This is a genomic window from Roseateles sp. DAIF2, assembly GCF_015624425.1.
In the GTDB taxonomy this organism is placed as follows: Bacteria; Pseudomonadota; Gammaproteobacteria; order Burkholderiales; family Burkholderiaceae_C; genus Kinneretia.
On the sequence record NZ_CP049919.1, the window covers coordinates 4,902,457 to 4,915,324 of the forward strand.

Genomic DNA, 12,868 nt, shown 5'->3' on the forward strand with positions numbered 1-12,868 from the left:
CGATGACGGTCTGTCCCGCCCTGATGATCAGCGCCCCGGCCTCCGGCCAGGGCAAGACCAGCGTCACCGCCGCGATCGCGCGCCATGCGCGCAACGCCGGCAAGAAGGTCCGCGTCTTCAAGACCGGCCCCGACTACCTGGACCCGATGGTGCTGGAGCGCGCCAGCGGCGCACCGGTCTACCAGCTCGACCTCTTCATGGGCGGGTTAGAGCATTGCCGCGCCCTGCTGGCCGAGGCCGCGCAAGGACCGGAAGGGGCCGACCTGATCCTGGTCGAGGGCGTGATGGGCCTCTACGACGGCGCGCCCAGCAGCGCCGACCTGGCCGAGGCCTTCGGCCTGCCGGTGCTGGCGGTGATCGACGCCGGCGGCATGGCCCAGACCTTCGCCGCGCTGGCCCTGGGCCTGCAGCAGTACGGGCGCGGCCGCATCCGCCTGTGCGGCGTGGTCGCCAACCGCGTCGGCAGCGAGGCCCATGGCCGCATGGTGGCCGAGGGCCTGCCGGAGGACCTGCCCCTGGTCGCCGCGCTGCAGCGCCGGCAAGACCTGGCCCTGCCCGAGCGGCACCTGGGCCTGGTGCAGGCGCTGGAGCTGCCGCGGCTGGACGCCCAGCTGGACGACTGGGCCCAGGCCTGGGGCGCGGCGACGCGCGGCTTCGAGTTCCAGCCGGTCGACTTCTCCGAGCATGCCGATGCGCCGGCCCTGCCGCCGCTGCTGGCGGGCCGGCGCATCGGCATCGCGCGGGACGCGGCCTTTTCCTTCATCTACCCGGCCAACCTCGACTGCCTGCGCGCGCTGGGCGCCGAGCTGCATTTCTTCGCGCCGATCGAGGGTCAGGGCTTGCCGCCGGACTGCGACGCCCTCTGGCTGCCCGGCGGCTACCCGGAGCTGCATGGACCGGCGCTGCGCGCCAATCCCCGCTTCTTCGCCGGCCTGCGCGAGCATCTGGCGATGGGCCGGCCGCTGCTGGCCGAATGCGGCGGCATGCTGGCGCTGGCCGTCAGCCTGGAGGACGCCGAGGGGCGCGAGCATGCGATGGCCGGCCTGCTGCCCGGTCATGCGCGGCTGAACAAGCGCCTGGCCGGCCTGGGCCTGCAGGCGATCACCTGGCCGGAGGGCGAGCTGCGCGGCCACACCTTCCACTACTCCAGCTTCGAGACCCCGCTGGCGCCGATCGCGCGCGCCAGCAATCCCAATGGTGGCAAGGCCGCCGAGGCCCTGTATCAGCAGGGCCCGCTGCGCGCCAGCTATCTCCACCATTACTTTCCCTCCAACCCGCAGGCCGTCGCTGCGTTCTTTCTGAACACCACAACACCATGATGCTCGAACAAGGTTTCGCCCAGATCGCCCAGGCCCTGCTGTGGCCGGTGCTGGTGCTCGTCGGACTCGGTTTCATCTACGCCCTGTGGGTGGCCGGCGCCACCGCGATGGAGGGCCTGCAGCGCCGCCGCGCCGGCTACCGCGCGCTGGCCCGCCATCAGGACAAGCCGGTCGAGGAGATCGAGCTGCAGGTGCTGCACCAGCTGGAGCCGCTGCGCCTCTTGGGCCGCGTCAGCCCGCTGCTGGGCCTGATCGCCACCATGGTGCCGCTGGGCCCGGCCCTGCAGAGCGTGGCCGCCGGCCAGGGCCAGCAGGCGCTGGCGGTGTTCAGCGGCGCCTTTGCCGGCGTGGTGCTGGCGCTGGCCGCCGCGGCCATCGGCCTGGTCGCCTATTCGATCAAGCGCCGCTGGCTGATGGCCGAGCTGGTCTCGATCCGCGCCACGCGAGGCCTGGCATGAAGCATGTATCCATCCTCGGTGAGGAAGACGACGACCCGATGCTGTCGGCCGTCAACCTGGTCGACGTGTTCCTGGTGCTGGTCGTCGCGCTGCTGACCGCGGTGGCGCTGCAGCAGCAGTCCGCGGCCGACGAGAACGTCACCATCATCAAGAAGCCCGGCGAACCCGATATGGAGATCGTCGTGCGCGAGAACGGCCAGGAGATCCGCTACAAGGGCAATGGCGGCAGCAGCGAGGGCCAGGGCGTGCGCGCCGGCATCGCCTACAAGCTGAAGGACGGCAACATCATCTACGTGCCGGAGGCAGGGGAGCCAACCGGCACGGCCAAGCCGCAATGAAGCGCCCTCTTCTTGGCATCGCGTTGGGCCTGGCCCTCGGCGTGGCGGCCGCCGCCGCCCAGGCCGCGACGAACCTGCTCTGGATCACGCTGGACGTGACGCCGCCGGCCCGCCATGCGCTGATCGAGCGCGAGGCCGCGGCCGCCGGCATCGCGGTCAAGTCGCTGGACTATCCGCTGCGCACCGCGACCCTCAGCGAGGCGCAGGAGCGCGAGCTGGCGCGCGCCGCCGGCCAGGCCCAGGCGATCTGGGTCGATGCGCCGCATGCCAGCGTCGAGGCCAAGCTGCACAGCCTGCTGGACGAGACGCTCAAGAAGAGCGCCGGCAGCAACAAGCCCATCACCTGGATTCCCGCTGGCGAGCCCGCGGCCGCCGACCGCAGCGCGCGAGCCTATCTGCAGGCCGGCGGCGTGGCCAACACCCGCGCCGCCTTCGCGCTGCTGAAGGCGCAGCTGGCCGGCCAGCCGGTGCCCGAACTGGCCGCCCCAGTGCTGCTGCCGCAGCGCGGCGTCTATCTGCACGGCGCCCCGAAGCTGTTCGCCAATGCGCAAGACCTGGCCCGCTGGGCCGAGGCGCGCGGCGACCGGCGCCCCGCCGTCGCCCTGCTGCTGCACCGCTATCACTTCGTGCAGGGCGCCACCGCCTGGATCGACGACTGGCTGCGCCGCTTCGACCAGCAGGGCCTGCTGGCCTACGCTGTCTTCAGTTCGCACCTGGCCGGCGATTCGCTGGCGCCGCTGATGGAGAAAGAGCCGGGCGGCAAGCTGCATGCCGCGGCCATCGTCAACCATGCGTTGCTGCCGCAGGGCGGCGCGCTGCAACCGCTGTTCGAGCGCTGGGGCGCGCCGCTGCTGCAGACCCTGCCATATCGCTCCAAGGACGGCGCCGGCGGCCAGCCCGACTGGGAGGGCAGCGAGACCGGCCTCTCGATGAGCGACCTGCCCTTCTACTTCGCCCAGCCCGAGGGCGCCGGCGCGATCGACCCACTGCTGGTCGTCGCCCATGCGAACAAGGGCCGCGAACCGCAGCTGATCGCGCGCCAGGCCGAGGCGGTGATCGCCAAGGCCAAGCGCCTGATCGCGCTGCAAAGCAAGCCCACCGCCGAGAAGCGCCTGGTGGCCTTCGTCTACAACTACCCGCCCGGCGGCGACCATTTCGGCGCCAGTTTCCTCAACGTGCCGCGCAGCCTGGAGCAGGTCTCGACGGGCCTGCAGCGCGCCGGCTACCAGGTCCGGCCGCTGGCCGAGGCCGAGTGGATCAGCGGGCTGAAGCCGCTGATCGCCGCCTACTACCCGAACACCGACCTGCGCCGTCTGCTGGACAGCGACCAGGCCGCCGCGCTGCCGCTGGCCGACTACCAGGCCTGGTTCGAGACCACCCTGCCGGCCGTGCTGAAGGCCCGCATCCGCGCCCAATGGGGCGAGCCGGCGCAGAGCCGCTACATCGTCGAGCAGGCCGATGGTCGCCGGGTCTTCGTGATCCCGCGCCTGCAGCGCGGAAATTTGAGCGTGCTGCCGCAGCCGCCGCGCGAGGAGACGCTCAAGCGCGGCCAGGACCCCTTCATGCACAAGAGCAAGACGCCCTTGTCGCACCATTACCTGGCCACCTACCTCTGGGCCCAGCGCCAGGCCGACGCGCTGATCCATTTCGGCACCCATGGCACGCAGGAATGGGCCAACGGCAAGCTGCGCGCGCTGGATGTGCTGGACGAGGCCCTGCTGCCGCTGGGCGACCTGCCGGTGATCTACCCCTATATCGTCGACAACCTCGGCGAGGGCCTGACCGCCAAGCGCCGCGGCCGCGCGCTGATGGTCAGCCACCGCACGCCCAGCTTCGCGCCGGCCGGCTTCAACGCCCGCATGGCCCATATGCATGAGCTGATGCATGAATGGGAGACGGTGGACGCGGGGCCGACGCGCCAGGCGCTGGAGCGCCAGATGGTGGCCCAGTTCGTCGAGCACCAGCTGCACCGCGACCTGGGCTGGACGGCCCAGCAGATCGCAGCGGACTTCACCGGCTTCCTGGAGCTGCTGCACCCCTGGCTGGACCGGCTGGCACAGAGCTCGCAGCCCAAGGGCCTGGCGGTGTTCGGCCAGGTGCCCGACGCGATGGCCCGCCGCACCACCATCCTGCAGATGCTGCGCCAGCCGCTGATCGACGCGCTGGGCGAGGACATCGACGAGGCCTTCCTGATCGACCATGAGCGCGTCGCCGGCTCGCGCCCCGCGCGCTGGCTGGATGTCGCGCTGAAGGATGCGCAGGCCGCCAGCGTGCTCGATCTCCGCCCGCCGGAGCCGGAAGACCATGTGCCGAACCGCGCCGCGCGCAAGCCCATCGACACGCCGGCCCTCCTGAAGCTGGCCGAGCGCGCGCAGGAACTGGAGCGGCGCCTGGCCACCGAGGGCGAGCTGCCGGGCCTGCTGGCCGCGCTGGACGGGCGCTTCCTGCCCGCCGTCTATGGCGGCGACCCGCTGCGCAATCCGGACAGCCTGCCGACCGGCCGCAACCTGGCCGGCCTGGATCCGAACCGACTGCCGACCAGGCAGGCCTACGAGGTGGCCCGAAGCCTGTTCGAGACCTGGTACGCCGAGCAGGCCAAGGCCGGCCAGGCACCGAAGCGCCTGGCGCTGAGCCTGTGGGCCGGCGAGACCCTGCGCCACCAGGGCCTGATGGAGGCCCAGGCCTTCGCGGCGCTGGGCGTGACCCCGGTCTGGGACGACAGCGGCCGGCCGAGCGGCATCAAGGTGCTGCCCGCTGCCGAGCTGAAGGACGGACGGCCGCGCGTCGACGTGCTCCTGAGCATCACCGGTTCCTACCGCGACCAGTTCCCGGCGCTGATGAACCTGCTGGACCAGGCGGTCGCGGCGGTCGCGGCGGCCGAGCCCGCCGGCGTGGTCGCGCGCAACAGCGCCGCGGTCGCGGCCGAGCTGCGCCGCCAGGGCCTGTCCGCCGCCGAGGCCCAGGCCCTGGGCCGCGCGCGCGTGTTCGGCAACGCCGCCGGCGACTATGGCACCGGCATCGCCGAGGCCGCGCAGGCCGATGGCCTGAAGGCCGACGACCGGCGCCTGGGCCAGCTGTTCCTGCAGCGCATGAGCCAGCCCTATGTCAACGGCGAGCCGCTGAAGCTCTCGCGCCCCGCGGTCGCGGCGCAAGCCCTGGGCGCACACCTGAAGCGCAGCGACGCCGCGCTGATGTCGCGCAGCTCGCATCTGTATTCGATGCTCAGCTCGGACGATCCCTTCCAGTACCTGGGCGGCCTCTCCGCGGCGGCCAAGGCGGCCGGCCGCAAGCAAGGCCTGACCCTGCATGTCAGCCAGCTGCAGGACGCCAACGAGACCCATACCGAGAGCGCGGCGCGCGGCGTCGCGCTGGAGATGCAGTCGCGCTACCTGCATCCCGGCTGGCTGAAGGCCCAGCAGGCCGAGGGCTGGGCCGGCACCCTGCAGGTGCTGAAGGCCGTGCAGTACACCTTCGGCTGGCAGGCGATCGCGCCCGAGACCGTGCGCCCCGACCATTGGCAGAGCCTGTTCGACACCCTGGTGCGCGATAAGCAGCAGCTCGGCCTGCCCGAGTGGCTGCAGCAGAACAAGCAGGCCTATGCGCAGGCGCTGGAGCGCATGATCCAGGCCGAGCGCCTGGGCTACTGGAAGCCCGATGCCGCCACCCGCGAGCAGCTGGCCGCCAGCTACCGGGTGTTGACGAACGAGGCGCCGCTGCACCAGGAACTGGCCGGCGTGCGCCAATGGGCCGCCGACCAGACGCCGCAGCCGGTGCGCGAGCTCGCCCCGCCGCCGCAAGCCGCACCGCCCGCGGCCGCGCCCGCCCCGGCCGAGCCGCCGCCGACGCGCGGCCTGCTGCTGGAGCGCCAAGAACCTCAGAAGCCCGCCGCCGCGCCGCTGGCGGACCGCCTGTCGCAGGCCCTGGCCTGGGTCGCGATGGCCTTGCTGATGAGCCTGGGCGCGGTCTGGCAGCACCGCCGCCATCGTCCCCTGCTCACCGCCTCACCCGCATGAAGAAGCTCCGCCACCCGACCCCGATCGCGCTGGCTGCCTTGCTGCTGGCCGGTGCCGCCCAGGCCCAGCAGCAGCTCGACACCGTCAAGGTGCATGGCCGCGCCGCCCTGGGCGCGGCCGACAGCGCCTCCGAGGGTGAGCTGGGCGTCGAGCGCCTGGCCCTGCGCCCGCTGCTGCGGCCGGCCGAGCTGCTGGAGGCCATGCCCGGCATGACCGTCACCCAGCACAGCGGCGACGGCAAGGCCAACCAGTATTTCCTGCGCGGCTTCAACCTGGACCATGGCAGCGACTTCGCCGGCTTCGTGCTGGGCATGCCGGTCAATATGCCCAGTCATGGCCATGGCCAGGGCTATATGGACCTGAACTTCCTGATCCCGGAACTGGTCGACAGCCTGCGCTACCGCAAGGGCGCCTTCGACGCCGAGGACGGCGACTTCGCCACCACCGGCGCCGCGCGCATCGGCTATATGAACGCCGTCGAGCGCCCCTATGCGCTGCTCACCGCCGGCCCGCATGGTTACCGCCGCGCGCTGGCGGCCGGCTCCACCACGCTGGCCGGCTGGACCCTGCTGGGCGCGGCCGAGGGCTCGCGGTACGACGGCCCCTGGGAGCAGGCCGAGGACATCCGCCGCCGCAACCTCGTGCTGCGTCTGTCGCGCGGCGACGAGCGCAACGGCCTGGACCTCAACGCGCTGAGCTACAGCGCCGACTGGCTGGCCACCGACCATGTGCCCGAGCGCGCAATCCTGAGCGGTGAGATCGGCCGCTTCGGAGCCCTGCAGCCCGGCGACGGCGGCCGCACGCACCGCCGCAGCCTCAGCGCCGGCTGGGCCTACAACCAAGGCAGCAGCGGGCAATGGAGCGGGCATCTCTGGGCCATCGACTACCGGCTGAACCTGTTCTCGAATTTCTCCGGCTTCGTCAGCGGCCCCGAGGGCGACCAGATCGAGCAGCAGGATCACCGCCGCGTCTACGGCGGCGACCTCCGCCAGCAGTTGCCGGCCGCCCTGCTGCCGGCCGGCCAGCAGCTCGAATGGGGCCTGCAATGGCGCCATGACCGCATCGCCGGCGTCGGCCTCTACCAGACGGTGGAGCGCCAGCGCGTCAACACCGTGCGCGAGGACCGCGTGCGCCAGAGCAGCCTGGGTGCCTTCGCGCAGCTGGAGAGCCGCTGGACCGATGGGCTGCGCAGCGTCGCCGGCCTGCGCTGGGACAGCCTGCGCGCGCGGGCCACACCGACCGGCGGCGAGTTCAATCTGGACAACGGCGGCCGCGCCAGCCAGTCGCAGCTCAGCCCCAAGCTGGGCCTGATCGCGCGCGCCGGCGCCGACACCGAGGCCTATGCCCATTGGGCGCGCGCCTTCCGCTCCAACGACGCGCGCGGCGCCACCACCACGGTCAACCCGGCCGACGGCAGCGCCAGCGAGCGCCTGCCGCTCTTGGCGCGCACCACCAGCACCGAGCTGGGCCTGCGCACCAAGCTGACTCCGCACTGGACCAGCAGCCTGGCGCTGTGGCGCGCGAACCTGGCCTCCGAGCTGGTCTTCGTCGGCGACGCCGGCGTGACCGAGGCGCGCGGCGCCTCGCGCCGCATCGGCGTCGAGTGGTCCAACGATGTGCAGATCGGCCGCGACTGGCTGATCGACGCCGACATCGCCTGGTCGCGCGCGCGCTTCGTGCAGCCGGTCGAGAACGAGTTCGGCATGGGCAAGCAGGTGCCCAACGCGGTGCCGGTCTCGGCCTCGATGTCGCTGAACTGGCAGCCCGGTGGCCCCTGGTCCAGCGGCCTCAAGCTGCGCTACCTGGGCGCCTATGCGCTGGAGGAGACCGGCTCGCGCAAGTCCAAGGCGGTGTTCACCGCCAACTGGCGCCTCGGCTATCAGTTCAGCGAGCGCTGGCAGCTGGGGCTGGACGTGCTGAACCTGTTCGACACCAAAGCCAACGACATCGAGTACTGGGGCGCCGCCTGCACCCGCGCCGAGGGCCCGGGCTGTGGCGATGGCGGCGAAGGCACTGATGGGATACAGGGCCGCCTGGTGCACCCGATGGAACCGCGCGCGCTGCGCCTCAGCCTGCGCGGCAGCTTCTGAGCCCCTGACCATGGCCGACGACGCCCAGCACCGCTTCGACACCGCCGAGCGCGACGCGGTCTACCGCGCGATCGCGCTGCGCCGCGACACCCGGCATTTCCAGCGGGGTCAGGTCGTGCCCAAGGCGCAGCTGCAGCGCCTGCTGCAGGCCCTGCACCAGGCGCCGTCGGTCGGGCTGATGCAGCCCTGGCGCGTGATCCGCGTCGCCGATGCCGCCCTGCGCGAGCGCATCGCCGCCCTGGTCGAGGCCGAGCGCCAGGCCACCGCGCTGGCGCTGGGCGAGCGCAGCGCCGAGTTCCTGCGCCTCAAGGTCGAGGGCCTGCGCGACTGCGCCGAGCTGCTGGTCCTGGTGCTGCCGCCGGACGACGGCACGGTCTTCGGCCGCCGCACCCTGCCGCGCGAGATGGCCCTGTGCTCCGCCGGCGCGGCCGTGCAGAACCTCTGGCTGGCCGCGCGCGCCGAGAATCTGGGCCTGGGCTGGGTCTCGATGTTCGAGCCGGCGGCGCTGGCCGCGCTGCTGCGCCTGCCCGCCGACGCGCAGCCGCTGGGCCTGCTGTGCCTGGGGCCGGTCGAGCGCTTTTACGAGGCGCCGATGCTGGAGCAGCAGGGCTGGCGCCAGGGCCGGCGCCTGTCGGACCTGCTGATGCAGGATGTCTGGAGTGAGGAAGAAGTCCAAGATGGAAATTGAGAAACCCCCGGTCGATCGCGAGCGCATCATCCCCACCGCCGAGCGCCGCGGCCTGGTGCTGGTGCATACCGGCAACGGCAAGGGCAAGAGCACGGCCGCCTTCGGCCTGGCGCTGCGCGCCCATGGCCGCGGCAAGGCGGTCAAGATCTACCAGTTCATGAAGGTGCCCAGCGCGCGCTTCGGCGAGCACCGCGTGTTCGAGCAGCTGGGCGTGCCCATCGTCGGCCTGGGCGACGGCTTCTCCTGGAAGAGCAAGGATCTGGACCACAGCGCCGAGCTGGCCCGCCATGGCTGGGAACAGGCCGAGGCGACGATACGCGCCGGCGAGCATTTCCTGGTCGTGCTGGACGAGATCATGTACCCGCTGCGCTATGGCTGGGTCGCGCTGGAGCCGGTGCTGCAAGCCCTGCGCGAGCGGCCGGCCCATGTGCATGTGGTGCTGACCGGCCGCGGCGCGCCGCAGGAGCTGATCGATCTGGCCGACACCGTGACCGAGATGGGCATGGTCAAGCACCATTTCAAAGCTGGTGTTCCCGCCCAACGAGGCATCGAGGATTGACGCACGCGATGATGCCCCTGCTGCTGCCCCTGGTCATGCTGGTCGCGCTGCTGGTGGACCGCCTGTTCGGCGAACCGCCGGCGCGGCTGCATCCGGTGGTCGGCATCGGGCATTACCTGAACCTGTTCGGCGCGCGCCTGAGCCGCCTGCCGCCGGGGCCGGCCTTCGTCGGCGGGGCGCTGGCCTGGCTGCTGGGCGCCCTGCTCTGCGCGGCCATCGCGCTGGGCCTGGAGATCCTGCTGATGCAGGGCCTGCAGCCCTGGGCCTCGTGGCCGGGTCTGCTGGCCTGCGCGCTGGCGCTGGGCCTGCTGCTGAAGCCGCTGTTGGCTTGGGCGCTGCTGGCCGACGAGGTGCGCGAGGTGGAGGCCGCGCTGCAACGCTCGCTCGACGAGGGCCGCGCACGCCTGTCCCGCCTGGTCAGCCGCGACACGCGGCGCCTGAGTGCGACGGAAGTGCGCGAGGCGGCGATCGAGACCCTGGCCGAGAACCTGAACGACTCGGTGGTCGCGCCGCTGTTCTGGTTCGCGATCGCCGGCCTGCCGGGCGCGGCGCTCTACCGCTTCGCCAACACCGCGGACGCGATGTGGGGCTACCGCGACCACCGCGAATGGTCGGGCAAGTTCGCGGCCCGCGCCGATGATCTGCTGTCCTGGATCCCGGCGCGCCTGACCGCGCTGATGATGATCCCGCTGCGGCAGCTGCCGGCACTGGCCCGCGAAGCGCCGCGCACGCCCTCGCCCAACAGCGGCTGGCCGATGGCCGCGATGGCGCTGGGCCTGGGCCTGAGCCTGGGCAAGCCGGGCGTCTACCGCCTCAACGAAACCAAGGGCGTCGCGCCGGCGGCCGCGCATCTGGCGCCGGCCCTGGCCCTGGCCGGCCGCGCGCTGCAGGGCAGCGTGGCGCTGCTGATGCTGCTGGCCTGGAGCCTGCGAGCATGAACGGCCACCCGATGCCTCTGCTGCCCGAGCATGGCGGACCCGATGGCGGCCCGGCCATCCAGCATGACTTCTCGACCAATGCGAATCCGCTGGGGCCGCCGCTGGCCCTGCTGCGCGCGGTGCAGGACGCCGACCGCGGCCGCTACCCGGACCCGCAGTACGGCGCGCTGCGCGAGCGGCTCGGCGCCGCCCATGGCCTGCCGGCGGCGCGGGTGCTGGTCGCCTCCGGTGGCGCCGAGGCGATCCGCCGCCTGAGCCTGGCCGCGCTGCTGGAGCAGGGCTGCCGCGAGGTCTGGGTGCCCAGCCCCGGCTTCGGCGACTATGCGCTGGCGGCGCGCGCGCTGGGCCTGGCGGTGTTCGGCTACGCCGCCGACGAGCTGCCGCGGCCGCAGGGCCCGGCCCTGGTCTGGGTCTGCGAGCCGAACAACCCCAGCGGCGCCGGCCTGACGAGCGCGCGCCTGCAGGCGATCGCCGCGGCCAGCGGCGACGCGCTGCTGGTGGTGGACCGGGCCTACGAGGCGCTGCGCCTGGACGGCGAGCCGCCCGCGATGCCGCCCGGCTGCTGGCAGCTGATCTGCCCCAACAAGGCCCTGGGCCTGACCGGCGTGCGCGCCGCCTATCTGCTGGCGCCGACCGAGGATGCGCTGTGGGCGCGCGCCCTGTCGCTGGCGCCCAGCTGGGTGCTGTCGGCCGAGGGCGTGGCGCTGCTGGGCCATTGGCATGCGCCGGCCACCACGCTGTGGCTGGACCATTCGCGTGAACAGCTGCAGCTGTGGCGCGCCCAGCTGCGCGGCGCGCTGGCGCGGCGCGGCTGGGAACAGCGCGAGAGCCAGACCAATTTCTGGCTGGTCCGCCCGCCGCGGCCGCTGCCGGTGCAGCGCCTGCGCGCCGCCGGCATCAAGCTGCGCGATGCCGCATCATTGGGGGCCCCGGGCTGGTGGCGCCTGGCGGCGCTGCCGGCGCCGGCCCAGCAAGCCCTGTTGAAGGAACTGTCCGAACCATGAAACGCATCGCCAAGGCCGTAATGGTGCTGGGCACCACCAGCGGCGCCGGCAAGAGCTTCCTGGCCACCGCGCTGTGCCGCTGGTACGCAGACCAGGGCCTCAAAGTCGCGCCCTTCAAGGCGCAGAACATGAGCAACAACGCCCGCGTGGTGCCAGGTCTTGCCGGCCAGATGGGCGAGATCGGCTCGGCCCAGTATTTCCAGGCCCTGGCCGCGCGCCGCGTGCCCGAGGTGCGGATGAACCCGGTGCTCTTGAAGCCCGAGGCCGACACGAAGAGTCAGGTGGTGGTACTGGGCGAGGTGCATCCCGAGCTGAACGCCACGCCCTGGCGCGAACGCAGCGAAAAGCTCTGGCCCCATGCCCGCGCCGCGCTGCACGAGCTGCTGGCCGAGAACGAGCTGGTGGTGATCGAGGGCGCCGGCTCGCCGGCCGAGATCAATCTGCACAGCAGCGACTATGTGAACATGCGCACCGCGCGCGAGGCGAACGCCGCCTGCCTGCTGGCCACCGACATCGACCGCGGCGGCGCTTTTGCCCATCTCTACGGCACGCACCAGCTGCTGCCGCCCGAGGAGCGCGCGTTGATCCGGGGCTTTGTGCTGAACCGCTTCCGCGGCGATGCGCGCCTGCTCGCGCCCGGCCCCGAGCAGCTGCAGGCGCTGACCGGCGTGCCCACCCTCGCCACCCTGCCGATGTGGCGCGGCCATGGCCTGCCGGAAGAAGACGGCGTGTTCGACGACGGCGCCAGCGGCAGCGGCCTGCGCATCGCCATCGTCGCCTATCCGCGCCTGTCCAATCTCGACGAGTTCCAGCCGCTGCGCGCGCTGCCGGGCCTGCGCCTGAGCTGGGCGCGCAGCCCGGCCGAACTGGCGGGCGCCGACTGGATCATCCTGCCCGGCTCCAAGGCCGTGGCCGCCGACCTGGCCTGGCTGCGCGAACAAAAACTCGACCTCGCGATCGCCGCCCATGCGGCCGCGGGCCGGCCGGTGCTGGGCATCTGCGGCGGCCTGCAGATGCTGGGCGAGGCCCTCCTGGACCCGCATCAGCTGGACGGCAATGCGCCGGGCCTGGGCCTGTTGCCGCTGGTGACCCAGTTCGAGCGCGAGAAGCTGCTGCGCCCGACCCGCATGCGCTTCGCGCAGCGGCTCGATGCGCCCTGGGCCGGCCTGGCCGATGTGGCCGCCGAGGGCTACGAGATCCACCATGGCCGCACCGCCCAGCATCCCGCCCTGCCCCTCGCATCCGTCGCGCTGCGCGACGAGCGCGGCGAGGCCATCGGCTGGCAGCAGGGCCCGGTGCTGGGCCATTACGTGCATGGCCTGTTCGAGCAGCCGGCCGTGCTGCAGGCCCTGTTCGGCCAGAGCGGCCAGAGCCTGGACCAGGTCTTCGACGGCCTGGCCGACTATGTCGACACCCATTTCCGGCCCGGCACGCTGCTGTCGCTGATCCGCTGAACCCTAC

The 12,868-nt window shown here is 72.4% G+C and carries 10 protein-coding genes; all 10 read left to right on the forward strand.

Annotation, left to right across the window (positions count from 1 at the left end; translation table 11 throughout):
* Nucleotides 1-2 precede the first annotated feature (2 nt).
* From G8A07_RS22605 to G8A07_RS22650, 10 genes are read left to right on the forward strand one after another with little or no spacing between them, the layout of a single operon-like run.
* Nucleotides 3-1,319 carry a cobyrinate a,c-diamide synthase gene (locus G8A07_RS22605; protein WP_195794191.1) on the forward strand — a complete coding sequence of 439 codons (1,317 nt, stop codon included), beginning with the start codon at nt 3-5 and terminating at the stop codon, nt 1,317-1,319.
* Nucleotides 1,316-1,777 (forward strand): MotA/TolQ/ExbB proton channel family protein, encoded by a 462-nt coding sequence (locus tag G8A07_RS22610; RefSeq protein WP_195794192.1) that lies wholly within the window; start codon nt 1,316-1,318, stop codon nt 1,775-1,777. Before G8A07_RS22605 ends, G8A07_RS22610 begins: the two co-directional genes overlap by 4 nt.
* Complete coding sequence (locus tag G8A07_RS22615; RefSeq protein WP_195794193.1) at nt 1,774-2,115, forward strand: DUF2149 domain-containing protein; 342 nt, start codon at nt 1,774-1,776, stop codon at nt 2,113-2,115. The genes G8A07_RS22610 and G8A07_RS22615 overlap by 4 nt, the downstream gene beginning before the upstream one ends.
* Nucleotides 2,112-6,128: a cobaltochelatase subunit CobN gene (gene cobN / locus G8A07_RS22620; RefSeq protein ID WP_195794194.1), complete on the forward strand. Its 4,017-nt coding sequence runs from the start codon at nt 2,112-2,114 to the stop codon at nt 6,126-6,128. Before G8A07_RS22615 ends, cobN begins: the two co-directional genes overlap by 4 nt.
* On the forward strand, nt 6,125-8,218 hold the full coding sequence (locus G8A07_RS22625; RefSeq protein WP_195794195.1) for a TonB-dependent receptor: 2,094 nt from the start codon (nt 6,125-6,127) through the stop codon (nt 8,216-8,218). Before cobN ends, G8A07_RS22625 begins: the two co-directional genes overlap by 4 nt.
* Before the next feature lie 10 nt (nt 8,219-8,228).
* Nucleotides 8,229-8,906, forward strand: coding sequence for a 5,6-dimethylbenzimidazole synthase (gene bluB / locus G8A07_RS22630; RefSeq protein ID WP_195794196.1), 678 nt, complete (start codon nt 8,229-8,231; stop codon nt 8,904-8,906).
* Entirely contained in the window at nt 8,896-9,465 is a 570-nt protein-coding gene (gene cobO / locus G8A07_RS22635) for a cob(I)yrinic acid a,c-diamide adenosyltransferase (protein ID WP_195794197.1), read from the forward strand. Before bluB ends, cobO begins: the two co-directional genes overlap by 11 nt.
* Nucleotides 9,466-9,476: 11 nt before the next feature.
* Complete coding sequence (gene cbiB / locus G8A07_RS22640) at nt 9,477-10,403, forward strand: adenosylcobinamide-phosphate synthase CbiB (RefSeq protein ID WP_195797915.1); 927 nt, start codon at nt 9,477-9,479, stop codon at nt 10,401-10,403.
* On the forward strand, nt 10,400-11,407 hold the full coding sequence (locus G8A07_RS22645; protein WP_249937102.1) for an aminotransferase class I/II-fold pyridoxal phosphate-dependent enzyme: 1,008 nt from the start codon (nt 10,400-10,402) through the stop codon (nt 11,405-11,407). Before cbiB ends, G8A07_RS22645 begins: the two co-directional genes overlap by 4 nt.
* On the forward strand, nt 11,404-12,861 hold the full coding sequence (locus tag G8A07_RS22650) for a cobyric acid synthase (protein WP_249937103.1): 1,458 nt from the start codon (nt 11,404-11,406) through the stop codon (nt 12,859-12,861). Before G8A07_RS22645 ends, G8A07_RS22650 begins: the two co-directional genes overlap by 4 nt.
* Nucleotides 12,862-12,868 lie beyond the last annotated feature (7 nt).

Excerpts from the sequence above, each read along its gene's own strand:
- G8A07_RS22625 (WP_195794195.1), top strand. The coding sequence starts at position 6,125 with ATGAAGAAGCTCCGCCACCCGACCCCGATCGCGCTGGCTGCCTTGCTG.
- cbiB (WP_195797915.1), top strand. The coding sequence starts at position 9,477 with ATGCCCCTGCTGCTGCCCCTGGTCATGCTGGTCGCGCTGCTGGTGGAC.
- G8A07_RS22615 (WP_195794193.1), top strand. The coding sequence starts at position 1,774 with ATGAAGCATGTATCCATCCTCGGTGAGGAAGACGACGACCCGATGCTG.
- G8A07_RS22650 (WP_249937103.1), top strand. The coding sequence starts at position 11,404 with ATGAAACGCATCGCCAAGGCCGTAATGGTGCTGGGCACCACCAGCGGC.
- bluB (WP_195794196.1), top strand. The coding sequence starts at position 8,229 with ATGGCCGACGACGCCCAGCACCGCTTCGACACCGCCGAGCGCGACGCG.
- cobN (WP_195794194.1), top strand. The coding sequence starts at position 2,112 with ATGAAGCGCCCTCTTCTTGGCATCGCGTTGGGCCTGGCCCTCGGCGTG.
- cobO (WP_195794197.1), top strand. The coding sequence starts at position 8,896 with ATGGAAATTGAGAAACCCCCGGTCGATCGCGAGCGCATCATCCCCACC.
- G8A07_RS22645 (WP_249937102.1), top strand. The coding sequence starts at position 10,400 with ATGAACGGCCACCCGATGCCTCTGCTGCCCGAGCATGGCGGACCCGAT.
- G8A07_RS22605 (WP_195794191.1), top strand. The coding sequence starts at position 3 with ATGACGGTCTGTCCCGCCCTGATGATCAGCGCCCCGGCCTCCGGCCAG.
- G8A07_RS22610 (WP_195794192.1), top strand. The coding sequence starts at position 1,316 with ATGATGCTCGAACAAGGTTTCGCCCAGATCGCCCAGGCCCTGCTGTGG.